This is a genomic window from Nonomuraea sp. NPDC050328 (assembly GCF_044459405.1).
Classification (GTDB): Bacteria; Actinomycetota; Actinomycetes; order Streptosporangiales; family Streptosporangiaceae; genus Nonomuraea.
This window is the reverse complement of record NZ_JBITIW010000008.1, coordinates 380,625-401,121: the sequence shown is the minus strand read 5'-3', so window position 1 is coordinate 401,121 and position 20,497 is coordinate 380,625. Positions and strand designations below refer to the sequence as shown.

Here is a 20,497-nt window from a genome sequence, read left to right as displayed (position 1 = left end):
CAGGGCTGCAGGACCCGGTGGCGGCAGGATCAGCCGGCGGCTTCGCGGAGCTCGTGGAGTTCGCGGGCGTCGTGGGCGGCGAAGACGGTGAGCGCCTGGTCGATGAGGGCCGCGGCGGCGGAGGAGTCGCCGCGGGAGGTGAGGACAGTGGCGAGGTCGCGCTTGGTGCGGGCGGCGGGCAGTGGCGTAGCCAGCTCGTCGGAGATGGCGATCGACTCCAGGAAGTGCGCCTCGGCCATGTGCGGGTCGCCGACGGCCCGGAAGGGGTCGAGAGCTGCGAACTGAGCGCGACGGCTTCGCCGTACTCGCCCAGAGCTCGGTGGAGCAGGCTGGTGGTGCTGGGTTCGCGAGGCCCGGTCGGCCTCGGTGATCTCAGATTCCGGCGAGCCGCTGGAAATCCCCTTCAAGCCTCTTTCAAGGGGCTTCATGCGGGCTTAGAGTTGGTGACATGTCAACAAAACAGCTTTTGCTCGGACTGAACATCGCGACCTCTGCGAGCGCGGGAGCCGACCCGGTCGGGGAGGCTGTGCGGGCGGAGGAGGCGGGGTTTGACTTCGTTTCGGCGGCTGATCATCCGGCGACGGCGGAGGCGAGCTTCGAGACGTGGACGATGCTGGCGTGGATCGCGGCCAGGACGGAGCGGATCCACGTCGCGACCAGGGTGCTGGGCGTGCCGTACCGGAATCCGGCCCTGGTGGCGAAGATGGCGGAGACGTTCGATCGGCTGTCGGGCGGGCGGTTGATCCTGGGGCTGGGTGGGGGGTATTCGGACGAGGAGTTCAGGGCGTACGGCATGCGGGTCCCGACGGCTCGGGAGAAGGTGGACGGGCTGGAGGAGGCGATCCGGATCACGCGGGGGTTGTGGGCGGAGCGGGAGTTCAGCTTTGCCGGGCGGTATCACCAGACGGTCGAGGCGCCGCTGGAGCCCAAGCCGGAGCGGCGGATCCCGCTGTGGCTGGGGACGTTCGGGCCGCGGGCGCTGGAGGTGACGGGGCGGCTGGCGGACGGGTGGATTCCGTCGCTGGGGGTCGCCGGGCCGGAGCGGGTCAAGGGGATGCGGGAGCGGATGCTCCGGGCCGCCGAGGGGGCTGGGCGGGATCCGGGGGAGATCACGTGCGCGTACAACGTGGTGGTGCGGGTGGATGAGCGGGCCGAGCCGCGGGACGGGCAGGTCAGGGGGGCGGCTGGGCTCGTGACGGAGACGTTGCTGGGGTTCGTGGGGCTGGGGTTCAGCGCGTTCAACTTCATGGTGGACGGGCCGGAGCAGGTTGAACGGCTGGCTGGAGAGGTGGTTCCGGAGCTGCGTGCCGCCGTCGGCTGATTCGGGCGGCGGAGTCGCTACAGCGGGGACGGCGCAGCTTCGGCTTCTGGGGTTAGAGGAGGAGGGCGCGGACGGTTTCGACGGTGTCGGCTTCCTCGGCGCGCTTGTCGGGGCGGTAGCGCAGGACGCGGGCGAAGCGGAGGGCCATGCCGCCCGGGTAGCGGGGGGAGCGCTGGACGCCGTCGAAGGCGATCTCGACGACGACCTCGGGCCGTACGGTGACCACCAGCTGGTCGGTCGGGCCCTCGGCGAGGGACAGGAAACGTTCGGTCTGCCAGGCCAGGAGCTCGTCGGTGAGGCCCTTGAAGGTCTTGCCGAGCATGACGAAGTCGCCGGTCTCCGGGTCGCGGGCGCCGAGGTGGAGGTTGGAGAGCTTGCCCTCGCGCCGGCCGTGGCCCCACTCGACGGCGAGGACGACGAGGTCGAGGGTGTGCCGCGGCTTGACCTTGATCCAGCCGGCGCCCCGGCGGCCGGCGGCGTAGACGGACGACGGGGACTTGACGACCAGCCCCTCGTGGCCGGCGCGCACGACCTCGGTGAACCAGTCGGTGGCGGCGGCGACGTCGTCGGTGACGATCCGCGGGGTGATGAGCTCGGCGGGTGCCAGACGGGCCAGGGCCTTCTGGCGCTCGGAGTACGGCAGGTCGAGCAGGTCCTGGCCGTCGAGGCGGAGCAGGTCGAAGAAGTAGACGCTGAGCGGGGTGGCCTCACGCAGCCGGGCGACGTCGATCTTGCTGCTGACCCGGGAGCCGGTGACCTGGAACGGGTGCGGCCGGCCGTCCGGACGCAGGGCGATGACCTCGCCGTCGAGGACGAGATCGGTCGCGGGCAGATCGAGGACGGCCTCGACGAGCTCGGGCACCTGCGGGGTGATGTCGTCGAGGGTCCGGGTGAAGACCCGGACCTCCTGGCCGTCGCGGTGCGCCTGGACGCGGATGCCGTCGAGCTTCCACTCCAGGGACGCCGGGCCGCCGATCTTCTCCAGGGCGGCGGCGACGTTGGGAGCGCTGCCGGCGAGCATGGGGGAGATGCCGCGGCCGACCTCCAGCTTGAAGGCGTGGAGCGCCTCGACGCCCCCGGACAGCGCGGCGGCGCCCACAGCGGGGAGCCAGCCGCGCAGGGTGAGGGCGCGGCGGACGTCGGCCGAAGGGGCGCCGGAGGCCTTGGCGACGGCCTCGATCATCACGCCGTCGAGGGCGCCCTGGCGGAGCTCGCCGCTGAGCAGGCGGATGAGGAAGGACTGCTCCTGGCTGGTCACTCCGGCGAACAGCTCGTGGACCAGGGCCTTGCGGGCGGCCTGGGAGCCTTGGCCGGAGACGGCCTTGATGCGGGTGAGGAGGGCGTCGATGTCGGTGAGGGTGGCGGTGGCGACCAGCTTGGGCTGGGGCAGGTCCTGGAGGGTGCGCCAGCCTACGCCGATCTGGCGTTGCGGCAGTTCGCCGGAGAGGTAGGAGATGGCGATCTCCGCCTCGTCGGGACCTACCCGGCCGAGCAGTTCGGCGAGGTGACCGATCTTGCCCAGGCGGGCGGAGGTCCTTGCCACTGCCTCCGAAACTCGTACGACATCGATGAGGAGCACAGGTCAATCGTGCCTTATCGCACTGACAAATGTCCCGCGCCGACCAGCGGGTTTCCGGGGGAGGTGGGGGAGTTGGGCGGGGTTCTGCGGGAGGAAGGGGGAGCCGCACAGGTTTCCCAGGAGCACGTGGGTTCCCCGGGAGGAGGGGAGCCGGCGGGTTCTGTGGGAGGGAAGGGGAGCCACATGGGTTTCCCCCGGGAGGAGGGAAGCGCGCGCGGGCGCCCCGGGAACGCGCGGGCGGGCGCCCCGGGAACGCGCGGGCGGGCGCCCCGGGGAACGCGCGGGCGGGCGCCCCGGGGAACGCGCGCGGGCGCCCCGGGGGAACGCGCGGGCGCTCCAGGGAGAAGGGGAACCGACCGGTGGTCAAGGGCGAGCCGGTGGTCGCCGGAGTCGAGGGGAGGCGGTGGGTTTTCGTAGAAGAGGGGAGTCCGGTGGGGTTCCGTGGCTCCCCCAGGGGGTCAGAGGGTGTGGGGTGGGGTGGCTTGTTCGGTGGTGAAGCGGGACTCGCCCAGGGCGGCCACGGCGGCGGCGGTGATGCGGGAGACGTCGAAGCGTTCCCCCTCGGGCAGGGGAGCGCCGACGGAGGCGCGGTGGGCGGCGGCGGTGCCGAGGAGGCGGGCGGCCTCGGCGGGATCGCCGGCGGCCAGGCGGACCCCGGCCAGCCCCTCCAGGGCGAGCGCGAGCGCCCGCGGGTCGCCGGTCTTGCGCGCGGCGGCGAGCCCCTCCTCGTGCCAGGCCGCGGCCCGGTCGAGCTCGCCGCGTTGCTCGGCCACGAAGCCGAGCTCGGCCAGGATCAACGACAGCGCCGCGTCGGAGCCCAGCCGGCGGTCCCAGCCGAGCCAGCGCAGCAGGTACGCCTCGGCCTCGTCGAGCCGTCCCTGGCGGCGGGCGCTGAGCGCGAGCCCGAGGTCGGCGAACTCCTCGCCGAGGACGTACCCCTGCTCGGCGGCCAGGCGCGAGGCCCGGCCATGTAGGTCGTCGGCCTTGGCGTGGTCGCCGGTGAGCAGGGCGATGCGTCCCAGGTAGGCGAGCTGGTTGGCGGCCTCGGAGCCCAGGGCGAGCTCCTCGGCCAGGCGCAGGGCCTCGCGGTGCATCCGCTCGGCCCGGACGTAGTCGCCGGTGATCTCCGCGTGCGAGCCGAGCGAGGACAGGGCGTACAGCAGGCCCCAGCGGTCGCCGAGCTCCTCGAACAGGGCGCGGCTCTGCTCGCCGTACTGCGCGAGCCGTACTAGATCGCCGCGTAGCATCGCCTGCCTGGCCATGGTGGACAGGACCGCCGCGGTGCCCCACCGGTCGGCGGTCGCGGTGAAGGCGGCGAGGGTACGGCGGGCGGTCTCCTCCAGCTCGGGCTGGTCGCCGACGCCGAGCCTGGAGTGGATCAGGAACCACTCAGCCCTGGCCACCTCCGTCGAGGCCCTGGCGACCTCCGTCGAGGCTCTGGCCACCTCCGTCGAGGCTCTGGCCGGCTCCAGTGAAGCCCTGGCCACTTCCAAGGAAGCCTCGGCCGGCTCAAGAGAGTCGCCGCCCGGGGCGAGGTCGCTGGGCAGTTCGCCGACGCGGAGCGAGAAGGCGGCCAGCCACAGCCGGGCGACCCGCCGCGCCGGCTCCAGCCCGGCCGACTCGAAGCCGGCGGCGATGGTGAGCCAGCGCCGCCCCTCGCCCAGCCGCCCGCGCAGCACCCAGTACCAGGCCAGCGCGTTGACCATGGCCAGCACCCGGGCGTGCTCGCCGTGCCGCAGGGCGGAGTCGAGTGCCAGGCGCAGGTTGCCGGTCTCGGCGTCCAGCACGGCCAGCCAGTGCCGCTGCTCCGGCCCCCGCAGGTACGGCTCGGCCGTCACCGCCAGGCCGGCGTAGTAGGCGCGGTGCCGCGAGGAGATCAGCTCGTCCTCGCCCGCCTCCCGCAACCGCTCCGAGGCGTACGCGGCGACCGACTCCAGGAGGCGGTAGCGCGGCGGCTCGGTGACGGTGGAGAGGGCGACCAGCGAGCGGTCGACCAGCGCGGGCAGCACGGTGAGCACGTCCAGCCCGGTCTCCCCGGCGATCTGCTCGACCGCTCGCAGAGTGGAGCCGTCGGCCTGGACCGCCAGGCGGCGCAGCAGCGTCCGCTCGTCGTCGCCGAGCAGGCTCCAGCTCCAGTCGATCATCGCGCGGAGGGTGCGCTGGCGGGCGGGCGCGCCGGTGTGGCCGGTGGTGAGGAGCTGGAAGCGGTCCTCCAGCCGGGCGGCCAGCTCCTGCACGCCGAGGGCCCGGACCCGGGTGGCGGCCAGTTCGAGGGCCAGCGGCAGGCCGTCGAGGTGGCGGCAGATGGTGGCCACCGCGGCGGCGGTGCCGGCGTCGAGGGTGAGCTGGGCGCGCTGGGCGAACAGTTCGGCGGCGGCGGGCTCGGCCAGGGGCTGGACCTGCCGCAGCAGCTCGCCGGCCAGGCCGAGCGGGCGCTGGCTGGTGGCCAGGATGCGCAGGTCAGGGGCGGTGCCGAGCAGGCGGGCGGCCAGGTGCGCGGCGGCCTCGATCACGTGCTCGCAGTTATCGAGGATGAGGAGCATGCGCTTGCCGCGCAGGCTCTCGGCCAGGCGTTCGGCGGCGCACGCGCCGGGGGCGGCGGCGCTCTCGTCCCGGAGCCGGAGCGCGGCCGAGACCGTCTCGGCGAGCAGTACCTCCAGATCGGGGGTGGCGCTGCCGTCGGCCGGATGGACCGGGCTGAGCTCGGCCAGCCACACCCCGTCGGTGAACCCGGAGACGGAACCGCCCACCTCCAGGGCCAGCCGGGTCTTGCCGACCCCGCCGGGCCCGGTGAGCGTGACGAGCCGCGCCTCGGCCAGGGCCCGGCCGAGCTCGCTCACCGTCTCGGCCCGGCCGACCAGCGGGGTCAGCGGCACGGGCAGGTTGCCCGCGGGCGCGGCGGGCGCCTCCAGGTCGGGGTCCTGGGCGAGGATCGCCTGGTAGAGGGCGGTGAGCTGGGGTCCGGGATCGACGCCGAGCTCGTCGGCCAGCCGCTCGCGCACCTCGCGGTAGCCGTCGAGGGCCTCGTTCTGCCGTCCGGCGCGGTACAGCGCCCGCAGGTGGACGGCCCGCAGCCGCTCGCGCAGCGGGTGCCGGGCGACCAGGTCGCCGAGCTCGTCGGCCAGCGCCTGGTGCTCGCCGAGGTCGAGCCGCGCCTCGGCCCACTCCTCCAGCGCGGTCAGCCGTACCTCGGTCAGCCGGGCGATCTCCGCCGCGGCGAACTCCTCGTCGGCGAAGTCGGGCAGCGCCTCGCCCCGCCACAGCCCGAGCGCCTCGGCCAGCAGCCGCGCCCGCTCGGCGGGATCGGCCAGGGCCCGCGCCTGGACCACCAGTGACTGGAAGCGCAGCGAGTCGACCGCGTCGGCCGGCACGTCGAGCACGTAGCCCGGCGCGCGCCACACGACCAGGTCGCGGCCGAGCGCGCGGCGAAGCTGCGAGACGCGCGTCTGGAGCGCACCCGTAGGGCTGGCCGGCAGCCGGCCGGGCCACAGATGGTCGATCAGCCGGTCGGCGGGAACGACGCGGCCGGCCTCGACGACCAGGGCGGCGAGCAGGGTGCGGACCTTCACCTCGGGGATCCTGACCGGCCGGCCGTCCGGGTCGTGGACCTCCAGCGGACCAAGCACCCCGAAACGCATGGGGTCACCGTACCCAAAGCGGATCTGGAGCCGATCCGTAGGGCCGCCCGGCACTGTGTGGGACATGCGAGTGGCGATTCTCGTCGACCGCTCCGGCCCCGGCCGGAAGCTGGCCGACTGGCTGGCGGAACAGGCCTGCCTGCAAGGGCTGGAGGTCGATCTGATCGACCTGTCGGTGGCCCCGGCGGCGGACCTGGGGCCGTGGCTGGCCGACGCCGACGCCTACGTGGTGGTCACCCCCTGCGAGGTCCCTGCGGACCGGCCGGCGGTGTATCCCGCGGACCTGCTTGAACAGATGCTTAAGGAGATCGAATGAACCGCGCGGGTGCTCGGGAGTGGCTCGGCCTCTCTGTGCTGCTGCTTCCCACCGTCCTGCTCTTCCTGGCCATGACCGTGTTGTTCCTGGCCACGCCCCAGATCGCCGCGGACCTGCGGCCCAGCGGGGCGCAACTGCTGTGGATCAATGACATCTACGGCTTCATGATGGCCGGCTTGCTGGTGGCCATGGGCACCGTGGGCGATCGGATCGGCCGCCGCAAGGTGCTGCTGTTCGGTGCGGCGGCCTTCGGCGTCGCCTCGGCGGTGGCCGCCTTCGCGCCGACCGCCGAACTGCTGGTCGCCGCCCGTGCGGTGATGGGCGTGGGCGCGGCGGCGGTGATGCCCTCGACGTTGTCGCTGATCAGCAACATGTTCCACGACGCCAGGCAGCGGGCCACCGCGATCGGCTTGTGGGCCGCCTCCATCTCGGCGGGCGTCGCGCTCGGGCCGCTGGTCGGCGGCGTGCTGCTGGAGTCGTTCTGGTGGGGCGCGGCGCTGCTGGCCGGCGTCCCGGTGATGGCCCTGGTGCTGGTCGGCGCGCCGCTGCTGGTGCCGGAGTACAAGGCGCCGGGCGGTACAGGCCGCCTGGACGCGCTCAGCGTGGTGCTGTCGATGGCGACGCTGCTGCCGCTGGTCTACGGGATCAAGGAGCTGGCCAAGGCCGGTCCCACCGCCGCCGCCCTGCTCACCATCGCCGCGGGGCTCGTGCTCGGCACCGCCTTCGTCCGCCGTCAGCTCCGCCTGGAGACGCCGCTGCTGGACGTGCGGCTGTTCACCAACCGGCTGTTCAGCGGCGCGCTGGCGGTCTTCATGCTCGCCGCGGTCGCCCTGGGCGGCGTCTACCTGCTCTTCACCCAGTACCTGCAGCTCGTCGCCGAGCTGTCGCCGCTGGAGTCGGGCCTGTGGATCCTGCCCGCCGCGCTGGCCCTGGTCGCGGTCTCGACCTACACCCCGGCCATCGCCCGGCGCATCCGCCCGGCCTACGTGATCGCCGCGGGCCTGCTGGTCGAGGCGGTCGGCTACATCATGCTCACCCAGGTCGGCGTCGACGGGCTGCCGCTGCTGGTCGCCGGGTTCTTCGTGCTCTACCCGGGCATCGCGCCGACCATGGCGCTCACCCCGGGCCTGGTGATCGGCGCGGCGCCGCCGGAGAAGGCCGGAGCCGCCTCCGCGGTGACCACCACCGCCAGCGACCTCGGCACCTCGCTCGGCGTCGCGCTGCTGGGCAGCGTCGGCACCGCCGTCTACGCCGCGCTGCTGCCCGCCGGGGTCCCGGCGCAGGCCGCCGAGAACCTGACCACCGCGCTCTCGCTCGGCGGGGCCGACCTGGCCGCCCAGGCCCGTGACGCCTTCACCGGCGGGCTCAACGTCGCGGCCGGCGTCGCGGCGGGGCTGGTGATCATCGGGGCGCTGCTGTCGATCGGGCTGCTGCGCCGCGTCCCGCCGACCGAGGCCGCCCCGGCTGCCGCGGAGGACAAGGAGCTGGTCAGCCACTAGAAGCCAGGTGTACGGCAGAGCAAGAGGAAGAGGAGCCCACGCCCGCCGTACACCAGGAAAAACCGGGAACCGGAAACCACCGGAGACCGGGAGGAAAACGTGAAGGGCGGACCCCGGCAGGGGCCCGCCCTTCACGCGCGCCAGGGTCAGCGCACGCCGAGCAGGTCGACCACGAAGATCAGGGTCTCGCCCGGCTTGATCGCGGCGCCGGCGCCGCGGTTGCCGTAGCCGAGGTGCGGCGGGATGACCAGCTTGCGGCGGCCGCCCACCTTCATGCCGGCGACGCCCTGGTCCCAGCCCGCGATGACGCGCCCCGCGCCGAGCGGGAACTCGAAGCTGTCCCGGCGGTTCCAGGACGCGTCGAACTCCTCGCCGGAGGAGAACGCCACGCCCACGTAGTGGACGTTGACGTTGTGTCCGGGCTTGGCCTCTTCGCCGTCACCTTCCCAGATGTCGACGATCTCGAGGTCGGCGGGCGGGTTGCCCTCCGGGAAGTCGATTTCCGGCTTCTCGAGTGCCACGTGTTTCTCCTTGATTTCGAGCGAACGTCCCAAGCTACCAACTCTGGTGCAGCGGCATGCCCTCGCTGTAGCCGGAGGAGCTCTGGATGCCGACGATCGCGCGCTCGTGGAACTCCTCCAGGCTGGCCGCGCCGGCGTAGGTGCACGAGGAGCGGAGGCCGGCGACGATGGCGTCGATCTGGTCCTCGACGCTCGGGCGCGCCGGGTCGAGGTACATCCGCGAGGTGGAGATGCCCTCCTCGAACAGCGCCTTGCGCGCCCGGTCGAACGGCGAGTCCTCGGCGGTGCGCAGCCGGACGGCCCGCGCCGAGGCCATGCCGTAGTTCTCCTTGTAGACCCTGCCCTTGGCGTCGGTGCGCGCGTCGCCGGGGGACTCGTAGGTCCCGGCGAACCACGAGCCGATCATCACGTTGGCCGCGCCGGCGGCCAGCGCGAGGGCCACGTCGCGCGGGTGGCGCACGCCGCCGTCGGCCCACACGTGCCGGCCCAGGCGGCGCGCCTCCAGCGAGCACTCCAGCACCGCGGAGAACTGCGGCCGGCCCACGCCGGTCATCATCCGCGTGGTGCACATCGCGCCGGGGCCGACGCCGACCTTGATGATGTCCGCGCCCGCGTCCACCAGATCCTTGACGCCCTCGGCGGTCACCACGTTGCCCGCCGCGACCGGCACCCCGGGCTCCAGCGCCCGTACGGCCCGCAGCGCGGAGATCATCTTCTCCTGGTGCCCGTGCGCGGTGTCGACGACCAGGCAGTCGACGCCGGCTTCGAGCAGCTCCTTGGCCTTGGCCGCGACGTCGCCGTTGACGCCGACCGCCGCGGCGATGCGCAGCCGGCCCTGCGCGTCGAGCGCGGGCTGGTAGAGGGTGGCGCGCAGCGCGCCGGTACGGGTGAGGATGCCGATCAGCCGGCCCTGCCCGTCCACGATCGGGGCCAGCCGGTGGCGGCCCTCGTGCAGCCGGTCGAAGGCGGCCCGAGGGTCGAGCCCGGCCGGCAGTGTGAGGAGCTCGGTGGACATGACCTGCTCGATCTGGGTGAACATGTCCACGCCCGAGCAGTCGGCCTCGGTGACCACGCCGATCGGGCGGTGCTCGCCGTCGACCACGATCACCGCGCCGTGCGCGCGCTTGGGCAGCAGGTTGAGCGCCTCGCCGACGGTGGCGTGCGCGGTCAGCGTGAGCGGGGTGTCGTGGACCAGGTCGCGGTGCTTGACCCAGTCGACCACCTCGGCGACGACGTCGATCGGGATGTCCTGCGGGATGACCGCGATGCCGCCCCGGCGGGCGACCGTCTCGGCCATGCGCCGCCCCGCGACAGCGGTCATGTTGGCCACCACGATCGGGATGGTGGTGCCGGTGCCGTCGGTGGTCGACAGGTCCACGGCCAGCCGGGAGCCGATCGAGGAGCGCGAGGGCACCATGAAGACGTCGCTGTAGGTCAGGTCGTGCGCGGGCTCGATCCCGTTAAGAAACTTCACGTTCGTCTACCTTATTCGGCGATGGGGCATGAAAGAGCTTTCCCCTGTTCATCAGCCCTTATGATCGGATGCATGGACGTGATCGACCGGAGTGAACTCCTAGTGGTCGGCCTCGCCGTACGGACGTCGAACGCCGATGAGGCGGATCCGGAGCGCGCCCGGCTGCCGCGGTTGTGGCAGCGGGCCGGAGCGCCGGGGGCTTTCGCGCACGTGCCGGGGCGGATGGACGAGAATCTCTACGCGGTGCTGACCGACTACGAGAGCGATCACCACGGCGCCTACACGCAGGTCGTGGGCGTGGCTGTGCGCGCGGTGCCCAAGCTGCCCGAGGGCATGGTGGCCGTGCGGGTGCCGGCGGCGCCGACGGTGCGGATCGAGGTGCGCGGCCAGATGCCGGGCGCGTTGATCGAGGCGTGGCAGCACATCTGGAAGCTCACCGAGTCCGGCGCCCAGCCGGCCCGGTCCTTCCGGACCGACCTCGAGGTCCACCACGATGGCGGGGCGGACATTTACCTTTCTGTATGAAATTTCCTGAACCTGCGTGAAAGCGAAGCGGTCGAACGGGTGATACCCCTCGACCGCTTTCGTTTCCGGAAGGCTTCAGATGACCGTGACCGAGGTGCCGAACCTCGCCGACTCCTTCAGCGAGGTGTTCGACGCGTACTTCGGGGAGATCCACCGCTACGTGGCCCAACGCCTCGGGGTGGACGACGCCGAGGACGTGGTCGCGGAGACCTTCCTGGCCGCCTACCGCAAGCGTGAGCACTACGACCCGGCGCGGGCCTCGGTCCGCACCTGGCTGTACGGCATCGCCACCAACCTGGTCGGCAAGCACCGCCGGGCCGAGGTCAGGGCGCTGCGGGCCATCGCCCGGCACGGCGTGCCCGACCCCGCGGGCGCCGGGCACGAGGAGCGGGTGGCCGCCCGCGTCAGCGCGCAGAGCCTGCGCCCCAGCCTGGCCGCGGCCATCGCCCGGCTCAACTCCGGCGACCGCGACGTGCTCCTGCTCGTCGCCCTGGCCGGGCTCTCGCACGAGGAGATCGCCGAGGCGCTCGGCATCCCGTACGGCACGGTCGGCTCCCGGCTCAGCAGGGCCAGGAGGAAGCTGCGCGACGCGCTGGGCGGCGCCAACCCCATGGAGGCCGGTCATGGATGAGCTGCGCGAGGTGATCGACCTGTACGGCGAGCCGCCCGCCGACCCCGGCGCACGCTCCCGGGTGTGGGCGCGCGTGGAGCAAGAACGGACCCGGCAGACCGGACCGCGCGGCCGGGTGCGTTCGTCGCGCCGCCCGGGGACGCGGGTCCTGGGCGCGTGGTCGGCGGCCCTGGTCGCCGCCGCGGCCCTGATCGTGGTGGTGCCCCGGCTCGACGCGAACCCCCCGGCCGGACCCGCGGCGACCGGCGAGCCGGTGCGGCTCAGCGGGCGGTCCATCCTGCTGGCCGCGGCGAGCCACGTCGAGAGCGCCCCGGTGGCCGGGCAGGGCCGGTTCTGGCACGTCCAGCGGATCGCCGGCGGCCGGGTGAGCGAGCTGTGGGCGGCCAGGACCGGCGGCGCGTGGCAGCGCACCGGCGGCCGGGGCGAGGCCACGCCGCTCGCGCGGCCGTTCACCGTCGCCGGGCGCGGCCTCAGCCTGGCGCAGATCCAGGAGTTGCCCGCCGACCCCGACCGGCTGACCGCCGCGATGAGCGCGCTGTTGCCCGCCGACCTGGCCGGGAGGACCCGCGAGGGCGTGCTCGCCGACGCGCTCAGCGGGCTGCTGTGGAGCAAACCCGCCCCGCCCGCGGTCCGGGCGGCGGCCTACCGGGCGCTGGCCGGGCTGCCCGCGGTGCGCCTGCTCGGCCCGGCCACCGACGAGCGCGGCCGGTCCGGCATGGCCTTCGCCTACGACCTGGCCTGGCCGCGCCCGGCCCACCGGGAGCTGATCATCGATCCGGCCGACGGCCAGGTGCTGGCCTCGGTGACCGACGGGCGTCCGGAACTGATCGCCCATGCCGGCTGGACCGACCAGGGCCCGGTGAGCAGATGAGGACGCGCCGGATCGTGCTCGCCGGCCTGCTCGTCCTGATCTCCCTGACGCTGTGGGACCGCCCGGCGGTGCCCAGCCTCGCCGGGACCGCGGGCCGGCCGGTCTGCGACCGCGCCCAGTTCGCCCAGGCCGACGCGCTGAAGGGCCCGGTCTCCTTCCACGGCCTGCCGCCGGTCGAGCTCGGCGCGGATCTCGACTGGCGCATGGACCCGCACCGCAACCGCTCGTGGATGCTGAGCCTGCACGCCCTGCGCTGGATGGGCCGCCTGATCGTCGAGTACGAGCGGACCGGCGACGGCGCCTACCTGGAACGTGCCAAGCGCATCACCAGGGACTGGGTGGAGGACAACCCGCGCGGCGGTTCCGGCACCAGCGAGTGGGCCTGGGCCGAGCACGCCGTCGCCCTGCGCGCTCCCACCCTCGTCTGCCTCAGCGAGCACGTGCGGGACGGCTGGCTGGCCGAGAGCATGGCCGAGCACGCCCGGGTCCTGAGCGATCCGTCCCTCTACCGCGCCGGTCACAACCACGGCCTCGACCAGGACATCGCCCTGCTCAGCCTGGGCTGCCGGCTCGACGTCGCCGGCTGGCGCGACCTGGCGCTGCGCCGGATGACCAGCTCGGCCGAGCTCGCCATCGACGGGCAGGGGGCGCTCGCGGAACAGGCCCCGCGCTACGGCGTCTACGTCCACCAGCGCCTCGGCGTCGCCTTCACCGCCGCCCGCCGCTGCGGCCTCGCCCTGCCGGCCGGGCTGCGGGCCAGGCGGACCGCGCTGGAGACGTACATCGCGCACGCCACCCGGCCCGACGGCCGGCTCGTGCCGCTCGGCGACAGCCCCGCCGACCTGCGGCCCACCGGGTTCCCGCGGCCATCCTCGCCGGTCGGCGTCTTCACCGGCGGCTACGTCTTCGGCCGCGGCGGCTGGGGGCCGAAGGCCGCCTACTACTCCATCCGCTTCGGCCCCGGCCGCCGCCTGCACGGTCACGAGGACCACCTCGGGCTCACCTACCGGGCCGGCGGCCAGGACCTCCTGGTCGAGGCCGGCTTCCACTCCTACGAGAAGAGCCCCTACGTGGCCTGGACCGCGACCCCCGAAGCGCACAACGTGCCGCTGGTCGAGGGCGAGCGCTTCCGGCCCGGCACCGCCACCCGCCTGGTCCGCTCCCGCATCCAGCCGGTACGGCAGGCGTACGAGCTCACCGACGACGCCTTCGGCGTCAGCCGTACCAGGAAGGTGCTGGTCCACCACGGACCGGACGCCATGGCCGTGCTGGACAGCGCCGGCGGCGGCCGCAGGATCCGCACCGTCTGGCATCTCGCGCCCGGGGCTCAGCTCACCCTCGTGCAGTTCGAGATGCCCGGCTGCGTGCCCGCGGCCCCGCCCGCGCGCAAGGTGGGGCGGATCTCGACCGGCTATCTGAAGACGGCCGAGTCCACCACCTTGACCTCGCCCCCCGCGCGTTCCCTGCTCACCGTCATCGTCCCGGGACGGGCGCGGGTGACGTGCGACGGGGCGAAGATCCGGGTCGGCGCGAACCTGACGATCCCCGCCGATCTGGGCTAGCTCAGTTCGCGCGGCAGATGCGCTTGATCGGCACCGCCATGCTCACGAAGCCGTCGTCCGGCTCCAGGAACCGGATGCGGACGGTCCCCTCCAAGCTGGTGCGCCGCGGGATGTCCACGCCGAAGCCGGCCGTGCCTCCGGACTTGAAGGTGTAGGTGAACGGCTCGGGGTGCAGCGCGACGCCGTTCTGGTCGATGACCTGGTAGCGGATGGTCCGCGCCTGGGTGGTGCGCAGGTTTCCGCCGACCCGGATGGTCAGGGGCTCGCCGTCCCTGGTGCACGGGCCCTCGTAGTTCGCCGGGGTGACCTCCAGCCGGTCGGCCGCCGCGACGTGGCAGGACCAGGGGAAGTCGGCCTCGGCGGACGGCTCGTTCTGCGACAGGACCTCCACGGCCATCTTCAGCGGCCCGTTCTTGCCGAGCGTGACGGGGCGGCTGATCTCCACGCTCTGCCCGGCGGCCAGGGCCACCGACTGCTCCGGCTGCCGGACGCCGTTGTGCACCCAGCGGTAGCGCACGGTGGCGGCCCGGTCGGCCTTGAGCTTCGTGGTGATCTGCGCGTTCCACGGGCACAGCCCGCCGGTCCCCTGGGCGGTGGACGCCAGCCGGTCGACGGTCACGACCGGCTGGGGGTCGTTGGTGTTGCAGGTGACGTGGAAGTCGTAGGCCGCGCGCGGCTTGTTGTAGTTGTCGACGACCAGCTCGACCTTGCCGGGCCGGGTGGCGGTGAAGACGTGGTCCACCCGCGTCTGGCCGGGGGCGGTGAAGGTGTGCTTCTCCCCGGCGCTCGCCTTGCCGTCCACGACCCAGTGGTACTCGACGGTCCCGGCCTGCGAGGCCTGGAGCGCGGCCCGCGCGGTGAGCTGCGGGGGCGGGGTGCAGGAGCCGTTGTAGGCGCCGACCTCGAGGTCGGCGATCCTGACGTCGGCCTCGGGGGCGTCCTTGCAGGTGAAGGTGTAGGTCTTGGTCGCGGTGCCCTTGCCGCCGGTCAGGCGCAGTTCGACGGTGTGCCGGGTGCCGGCCTTCTCCTCGCGGCCGGCGTGGTGCCAGGCGAGGGTGGCGGTGGCGGTGCCGTTGGCGAAGGTGGCGGTCTGCTCGTCGCCGGCCTGGCCGTCGCGGACCCAGTGGTATTTGATCGTGGCGGCGGTGCCGGCTTTGCGGGTGATGACGCCGGTGGCTTGGTAGGCGACCGGCTTGGCGCAGGAGCCGGTGTGGTCGCCGGGGGTGAGTTCGGTGATGGCCACGCCGTACTCCTGGCCGGCGGGCGGCGGGGTGGCGCAGGTGACCGTGTAGGTGGCGCGGCCGGAGTCGTGGCCGTTGCCGAGCAGGTCGATGGCCGCCAGCCGGTGCCGGTCGCCGAGAGGCCGAGCGTGGAGGTGACGGTCTTGCTGCGGGGTGCGCCGGCGGGGAAGTCGGCGTACTCGACGCGGCTCTGGCCGGCGGCGCTGTCGATCCAGCGGTAGGCGATGCGGGCCGGGGTGTGCGAGACCTGGATGGTGCCGGTGAAGGTCACGGTGACCGGGCAGGTGGTGCCGCTGGTCGAGGCGGTGACGTGCGCGGCGGCGACGGTGGGCTGGCCGGCGGTGCCCTGGGGCAGCGGGGCGGCGGTGTCGTAGGTGGTCTCGCAGTCGACGGTGAAGTGGGCCTTCTTGGACAGGCCCTTCTGGCCGGCGATCTGGACGGCCTGCCAGCCGCGGATGGAGCGGTCGAAGGTCTGCCGGTCGCGGATCGTGGCCTTGCCGTTGAGGCGGATGGTTTTGGTCTTGCCCTTGCTGCCGTCTCCCCTGACCCAGCGGTACCGTACCGAGCCCTTGCCCACGAGGACCGCCGAGAAGCCGACGGTGGTGGGGCAGGTGCCTGAGTACGACCGAGGGCCGGCCTTCACCTTGGTGACCGCGACCTTCGCCGGTGCGGCGGCGGAGGCTGCTGCGGGGGGAACGGCCAGCAGGCTGCCGAGCAGGAAGGCGCTCAGCAGCAGTGCTGTCCTCTTCACTTGGGGGTCCCTTTCTCATGACACGAAGGGGTCCCATGCTGCTCAGGAGGGATTGCGGGTCACTTGGATCTCACTGGTGCGAAGGCCAGCGCCGCCCCCAGGCAGGCCAGCGGTACCGAAGGGAGCATGTACCGGTGGTCGAAGTCCATGGCCGCGATCGGCCCCAGGTAGAGGAAGAGCCCCACCGCCCAGGGCAGCGACGGCCGGCGCAGCCCGGCGGCCAGCATCACCAGGAAGATCGGCCCGTGCAGCACGTACGGCCACGGCCAGGCCCCCAGGAGCTTCGACCACGGCTCGACCGAGCTCACCCCCCTGATCGACGGGTCGTACTCGGCCCGCACCTTGGCGACCAGCCCGAACTGCTCGGGCAGCCCCCACGACCCGACCGGCAGGTCGGTGAGGCTCGGCACCCGCTTGGGGTGGGCGACCGGGGTGAGCGACCAGGGCAGCGTCGCGTCCCGAGCGATGTCGGCCACGTAGTCGAACGGCTGGGCGGTGATGGCCGCGAGCGCGAAGCGGCGGGCGAGCGCGTTGTGCCGGAACCGGTCGCCGCCCAGCCGGTTGAGCGAGGCGCCGGGCGCCCACACGTACTCGGACGCGGCGTCGACCACGGTCCCGTTCGGGCAGAGCCGGGCCAGGTCGGCCGGCGGCCGGATGCGGGCGCAGTCGGCGAAGGTCATCGACCGGGCCCAGAGCGAGACCCCGTCCGCGCCGCTCAGCGCGAAGCGGCCGTGGTGCTGCTGGAACCAGGCGGCGTAGCCGAGCAGCGGCAGCCCACCGGCGATCAGCAACGCCACCAGGGGCCGCCACCCGGTCCGCTTGACCAGCAGGTACAGCCCGAACAGGCCGAGCAGCGGCACCGCCGCCGAGCGCACCAGCCCGGCGCAGGCGATCAGCACGCCGGCCAGCGCGGCGTTGACCACGCTCAGCCGCCACAGCAGCACGGTCACCGCGCCCACGAGCAGCACGATCAGCAGTGACTCCGACAGGATCGCGTGCTCGATCCGCAGGAAGGCCGGGTCGAACAGCACCGGGACCGCCGCCAGGCAGGCGCCCCACGCGGGCAGCCCCCGCCGCCGCATCAGCGCGTACGTGAGCACCGCGACCCCGAGCCCGAGCCCGTGCTGGACCCCGGCGATCAGCCGTACCGACCCGAAGGGGGACAGCACCGCCAGGAAAGCCGGGTACCCGGCCGGGTGGAACGCTCCAGACGGCTTGAGATGCAGCGCCGTGTCCAGGTAGCTGAAGGAGTCGTACCAGAACAGCTCGGCGCTCTCGTAGCCGAGCATCACCACGATCCGCAGCAATGCCCCGGCCGCCAGCAGCACGGCGAAGGCCGGGTGGCCGGATCGGCGGGGCAGGGTGGCGACGCCGGTTGGCACACTTCTGGTCAGCAACATGACCAGCAAGTCCACCCATATGCCCATAACCCGGCCGTTACCAAAACTGGTTACGCTCGCGTTACGTCGGACAGGCCATGATCACGGGGGACGTGGTGCGGATTCTGATCGCGGAGGATGAGCGGATGCTCGCCGACTCGCTGGCCGAGGGCTTGCGGGCCGAGGCGCTGGCGGTGGACGTCGCCAACGACGGCGCCGCGGCGCTCGAGCGGCTGGCGGTGCACGACTACGACGTGCTCATCCTCGACCGGGACCTGCCGGAGGTGCACGGCGACGAGGTCTGCCGCCGGGTGGCCGGCGGCCTGGTGCGCATCCTGATGCTGACCGCCTCGGGGGAGGTCCAGGCGCGGGTGACCGGGTTGTCGCTCGGCGCCGACGACTACCTGCCCAAGCCGTTCGCCTTCGAGGAGCTGCTGGCGCGGGTGCACGCGCTGGGCCGGCGGGCGCGCCCGGCCGATCCGCCGGTGCTGGAGTGGGCCGGGCTGACCCTCGACCGGGGGTTGCGGCAGGTCTTCCGCGACGGCCGCTACGTGCCGCTGGCGCGCAAGGAGTTCGGGGTGCTGGCCGAGCTGATGCGGGCGCGCGGCGCGGTCGTCTCGGCCGAGGAGCTGCTGGAGAAGGTCTGGGACGAGCACATCGACCCGTTCACCAACACCGTCCGCACGACCATGGTGAAGCTGCGCCGCAAGCTGGGCGAGCCGCAGGTGATCGAGACCGTCACCGGCGTGGGGTACCGGCTCGGATGAGCGTCCGGCTGCGTTTCGCCCTCGCCTGCGGAGGGCTGTTCCTGGTGCTGGGGGGACTGCTGCTCGGCGGGCTCTACTTCCTGGTGCGGTCCCAGCTCGAACCCGTGCCCGGCTGGCGCAACCCCGAGTACGTCCTGGCCGGCGACCGGATCTATCCGCGGAACTCGCGCGGCTGGGAGGTCGCCAACCTGCGCGGCGTCCAGATCCGCCGCCTCTACCAGGCGCACACCCTGGAGGCCGTGCGCAACGTCGGCCTGGTCGCGCTGGCCGGCGGCAGCGGGCTGGCCACCTTCCTCGGCTGGCGGCTGTCGGCCGTGGTGATGCGCCCGCTGCGGCAGATCACCCGCACCGCCCGCCAGGTCGCCCAGTCGCACGACCTGACCGACCGGATCGACCACCGCGGGCCCCAGGACGAGATCAAGGAGCTGGCCGACACCTTCGACACCATGCTCGCCCGGCTGTCGCGGGCCTTCGACGCGCAGCGCCGCTTCGTCGCCAACGCCTCGCACGAGCTGCGCACCCCGCTGGCGATCAACCGCACGCTGGTCGACGTCGCCGTGCGCCGGCCCGGTGCCCCCGAGGAGGTGCGGCGGCTCGGCGAGTCGCTGCTGGTGGTCAACGAGCGGCACGAACGGCTCATCGGCGGTCTGCTGGCCCTGGCCGAGGGCGAGCAGGAGGTGCTCGACCGGCGCGCCTTCGACCTGTCCGACGTGGTCGAGCACGCCCTCGACCTGGCGGCGGGGGAGGCGGCCGGGCGGGAGGTCCGGCTGCACCGCCTGCTCGACGCCGGCCCGGTCGAGGGCGACCCCGTGCTGGTGGAGCGGCTGGTCCAGAACCTCGTGGAGAACGGCGTCCGGCACAACCAGCCGGGCGGCGAGGTCTGGGTGACCACCCGGCAGCGCCAGGACCGGGTGGAGCTCGTCGTCGCCAACACCGGGCTGCCGGTCCAGCCGTACGAGCTGGAGTCGATCTTCCAGCCGTTCCGGCGGCTGCACGGCGACCGGGTCAACTCCGACCGGGGGACCGGGCTGGGCATGTCCATCGTCAAGACCATCGCCGAGGCGCACGGCGGCGTCGTCCACGCCACGGCGCGCGAGGAGGGCGGGCTCACCGTCACGGTCGAGCTGCCGGCGGCTCCGGCCTGACTTGAGGCTTTGCCGTACTTTCTCGGTGTTTGTTCACCGGGCGCGAGATCGCCGCAGAGGGTAACGTCGTGTTCTCTTTCGGTGATCACCCCGCGTGGAGGCCGGACTCCCCATGAGACACAGACCCCTGCTCGCCGTGCTGGCCGCGCTCGCGCTGCTCGCGCCCGCCGCGCCCGCCCGGGCGGCCGCGCCGCACCAGCTCGCCGGCGTGCCCGCCTACTGGGCGCCCGACGCGCACCCCGAGGAGTTCGTACGGCTGGCGCAGAACGTGCCGGCCGTGGAGCTCGTCGTGGTCAACGGCTCGGCCAGCCGCGCCGAGTCGCCCTTCGACCCGGCCTGGGCCTCGGCCGTCTCCACGCTGCACGACGCCGGGATCAACGTCCTGGCCTACGTGGACACCGGCTACCTGGGCACCACCGGCCACCTCACCCGCACCGGCAGCACGGCAGCCGCCGACTGGATCGCCCAGGCCAAGGCCGACATCGACGAGTGGTACCAGCTCTACGGCCCGGCCGGGCTCGACGGCGTCTTCCTCGACCAGACCGTGGCGAGCTGCGACCAGGCCGACGCCTACGCCGAGCTCAGCGACCACCTCAGCGCCGGGCACCCGCGCGACATGGTGGTGATCAACCCCGGCGTCGGCGTCGGCCAGTGCTACGAGCCGATCGCCGACGTCATCGTCTCCTTCGAGAACACCTGGGCGGCCTACCAGGCGCACGTGCCGCCGGCCTGGGAGACGGCCCACCCGGACCCGCGCAAGTTCTGGCACCTCGTGCACGACGCCCCCGACGCCGCGGCGATGGCGGCGGCGGTGGCCCGGAGCAAGGCCAACAACGCGGGCTACGTCTACGTCACCGACGACACCCTGCACGCCGGCGGCTTCCCGTGGGACTCCTTCCCGGCCTACTGGCACGCCGAGCTGGCGGCGCTGGCCGGGGTGGCCGACACCGTGCCGCCGGATCCGCCGCACGGGTTCACCGCCTCGGTCCAGCCGGGGGTGGTGGAGCTGAGCTGGCGCAACCCCTACGACAACGTGGCCGTCGCCGACTACGAGGTGGTCAACGGGTCGGTCTCGCTCGGCACCTGCTACCCGAACCGGTTCCGGGTGACCGGGCTGGCCGCCGGGACGACGTATCGCTTCAAGGTCAGAGCCCGTGACGTTTCCGGAAATATCGGCCAATATCGGGCGATCACGGTGACCACCCCGTCCTAACGACCGGTCCGCAAGCGCCGTGATCGGCTTTTCGGCCGATCCGGCGCTCCGGGGCGGCGGCGCA

At 73.2% G+C, this 20,497-nt stretch carries 18 protein-coding genes; 11 read left to right on the top strand and 7 right to left on the bottom strand.

Translation table 11 applies throughout. From position 1 onward, the window contains the following. Positions 1-29: 29 nt before the first annotated feature. A complete protein-coding gene (locus ACIBG7_RS29365) occupies positions 30-239 on the bottom strand; it encodes a hypothetical protein (protein WP_397338324.1) in 210 nt (69 codons plus the stop codon). A 209-nt stretch (positions 240-448) separates the two neighbouring features. On the opposite strand from ACIBG7_RS29365, the gene ACIBG7_RS29360 reads away from it, so the two are divergent. Next, positions 449-1,321 (top strand): LLM class flavin-dependent oxidoreductase, encoded by an 873-nt coding sequence (locus ACIBG7_RS29360; RefSeq protein ID WP_397338323.1) that lies wholly within the window; start codon positions 449-451, stop codon positions 1,319-1,321. 52 nt (positions 1,322-1,373) lie between these two features. Here ACIBG7_RS29360 and ACIBG7_RS29355 read toward each other — a convergent pair whose 3' ends face one another. Together ACIBG7_RS29355 and ACIBG7_RS29350 are read right to left on the bottom strand one after the other, a co-directional pair. Continuing rightward, complete coding sequence (locus ACIBG7_RS29355; protein WP_397338322.1) at positions 1,374-2,900, bottom strand: ATP-dependent DNA ligase; 1,527 nt, start codon at positions 2,898-2,900, stop codon at positions 1,374-1,376. 458 nt (positions 2,901-3,358) lie between these two features. Then, complete coding sequence (locus tag ACIBG7_RS29350) at positions 3,359-6,538, bottom strand: BTAD domain-containing putative transcriptional regulator (RefSeq protein WP_397338321.1); 3,180 nt, start codon at positions 6,536-6,538, stop codon at positions 3,359-3,361. 70 nt (positions 6,539-6,608) lie between these two features. On the opposite strand from ACIBG7_RS29350, the gene ACIBG7_RS29345 reads away from it, so the two are divergent. Together ACIBG7_RS29345 and ACIBG7_RS29340 are read left to right on the top strand one after the other, a co-directional pair. Further along, positions 6,609-6,854 carry a hypothetical protein gene (locus ACIBG7_RS29345; protein ID WP_357934258.1) on the top strand — a complete coding sequence of 82 codons (246 nt, stop codon included), beginning with the start codon at positions 6,609-6,611 and terminating at the stop codon, positions 6,852-6,854. Further along, positions 6,851-8,353 carry an MFS transporter gene (locus ACIBG7_RS29340; RefSeq protein ID WP_397338320.1) on the top strand — a complete coding sequence of 501 codons (1,503 nt, stop codon included), beginning with the start codon at positions 6,851-6,853 and terminating at the stop codon, positions 8,351-8,353. The genes ACIBG7_RS29345 and ACIBG7_RS29340 overlap by 4 nt, the downstream gene beginning before the upstream one ends. A 146-nt stretch (positions 8,354-8,499) precedes the next feature. On the opposite strand, the gene ACIBG7_RS29335 is transcribed toward ACIBG7_RS29340, so the two are convergent. Both ACIBG7_RS29335 and ACIBG7_RS29330 read right to left on the bottom strand, forming a co-directional pair. Next, a complete protein-coding gene (locus tag ACIBG7_RS29335; protein WP_357934263.1) occupies positions 8,500-8,874 on the bottom strand; it encodes an FKBP-type peptidyl-prolyl cis-trans isomerase in 375 nt (124 codons plus the stop codon). A gap of 34 nt (positions 8,875-8,908) precedes the next feature. Beyond that, positions 8,909-10,348 carry a GuaB1 family IMP dehydrogenase-related protein gene (locus ACIBG7_RS29330; protein WP_357934266.1) on the bottom strand — a complete coding sequence of 480 codons (1,440 nt, stop codon included), beginning with the start codon at positions 10,346-10,348 and terminating at the stop codon, positions 8,909-8,911. Positions 10,349-10,420: 72 nt separating this feature from the next. On the opposite strand from ACIBG7_RS29330, the gene ACIBG7_RS29325 reads away from it, so the two are divergent. The 4 genes from ACIBG7_RS29325 (at position 10,421) to ACIBG7_RS29310 (ending at position 13,937) form a co-directional block, all read left to right on the top strand. Then, the gene (locus ACIBG7_RS29325; RefSeq protein ID WP_357934269.1) at positions 10,421-10,873 is read left to right on the top strand and encodes an effector binding domain-containing protein; all 453 of its coding nucleotides are present in this window, start codon (positions 10,421-10,423) and stop codon (positions 10,871-10,873) included. 79 nt (positions 10,874-10,952) lie between these two features. Then, positions 10,953-11,504 carry an RNA polymerase sigma factor gene (locus ACIBG7_RS29320; RefSeq protein ID WP_397338319.1) on the top strand — a complete coding sequence of 184 codons (552 nt, stop codon included), beginning with the start codon at positions 10,953-10,955 and terminating at the stop codon, positions 11,502-11,504. Continuing rightward, positions 11,497-12,375, top strand: coding sequence for a CU044_5270 family protein (locus ACIBG7_RS29315; protein WP_397338318.1), 879 nt, complete (start codon positions 11,497-11,499; stop codon positions 12,373-12,375). Before ACIBG7_RS29320 ends, ACIBG7_RS29315 begins: the two co-directional genes overlap by 8 nt. Further along, a complete protein-coding gene (locus ACIBG7_RS29310; RefSeq protein ID WP_397338317.1) occupies positions 12,372-13,937 on the top strand; it encodes a heparinase II/III family protein in 1,566 nt (521 codons plus the stop codon). The genes ACIBG7_RS29315 and ACIBG7_RS29310 overlap by 4 nt, the downstream gene beginning before the upstream one ends. Before the next feature lies 1 nt (position 13,938). On the opposite strand, the gene ACIBG7_RS29305 is transcribed toward ACIBG7_RS29310, so the two are convergent. Further along, on the bottom strand, positions 13,939-15,180 hold the full coding sequence (locus ACIBG7_RS29305; protein WP_397338316.1) for a hypothetical protein: 1,242 nt from the start codon (positions 15,178-15,180) through the stop codon (positions 13,939-13,941). A gap of 222 nt (positions 15,181-15,402) precedes the next feature. On the opposite strand from ACIBG7_RS29305, the gene ACIBG7_RS29300 reads away from it, so the two are divergent. Then, on the top strand, positions 15,403-15,552 hold the full coding sequence (locus ACIBG7_RS29300) for a hypothetical protein (RefSeq protein WP_397338315.1): 150 nt from the start codon (positions 15,403-15,405) through the stop codon (positions 15,550-15,552). Between the two features lie 436 nt (positions 15,553-15,988). On the opposite strand, the gene ACIBG7_RS29295 is transcribed toward ACIBG7_RS29300, so the two are convergent. Then, positions 15,989-17,344, bottom strand: a complete 1,356-nt coding sequence (locus ACIBG7_RS29295) for a hypothetical protein (protein ID WP_397338314.1) — start codon at positions 17,342-17,344, stop codon at positions 15,989-15,991. A gap of 80 nt (positions 17,345-17,424) precedes the next feature. On the opposite strand from ACIBG7_RS29295, the gene ACIBG7_RS29290 reads away from it, so the two are divergent. The 3 genes from ACIBG7_RS29290 (at position 17,425) to ACIBG7_RS29280 (ending at position 20,433) form a co-directional block, all read left to right on the top strand. Continuing rightward, positions 17,425-18,075, top strand: a complete 651-nt coding sequence (locus tag ACIBG7_RS29290; RefSeq protein ID WP_357922196.1) for a response regulator transcription factor — start codon at positions 17,425-17,427, stop codon at positions 18,073-18,075. After that, positions 18,072-19,220, top strand: a complete 1,149-nt coding sequence (locus ACIBG7_RS29285) for a HAMP domain-containing sensor histidine kinase (protein ID WP_357922136.1) — start codon at positions 18,072-18,074, stop codon at positions 19,218-19,220. The genes ACIBG7_RS29290 and ACIBG7_RS29285 overlap by 4 nt, the downstream gene beginning before the upstream one ends. Before the next feature lie 112 nt (positions 19,221-19,332). Then, on the top strand, positions 19,333-20,433 hold the full coding sequence (locus ACIBG7_RS29280) for a spherulation-specific family 4 protein (RefSeq protein WP_397338313.1): 1,101 nt from the start codon (positions 19,333-19,335) through the stop codon (positions 20,431-20,433). The last annotated feature ends 64 nt before the right edge of the window (positions 20,434-20,497 follow it).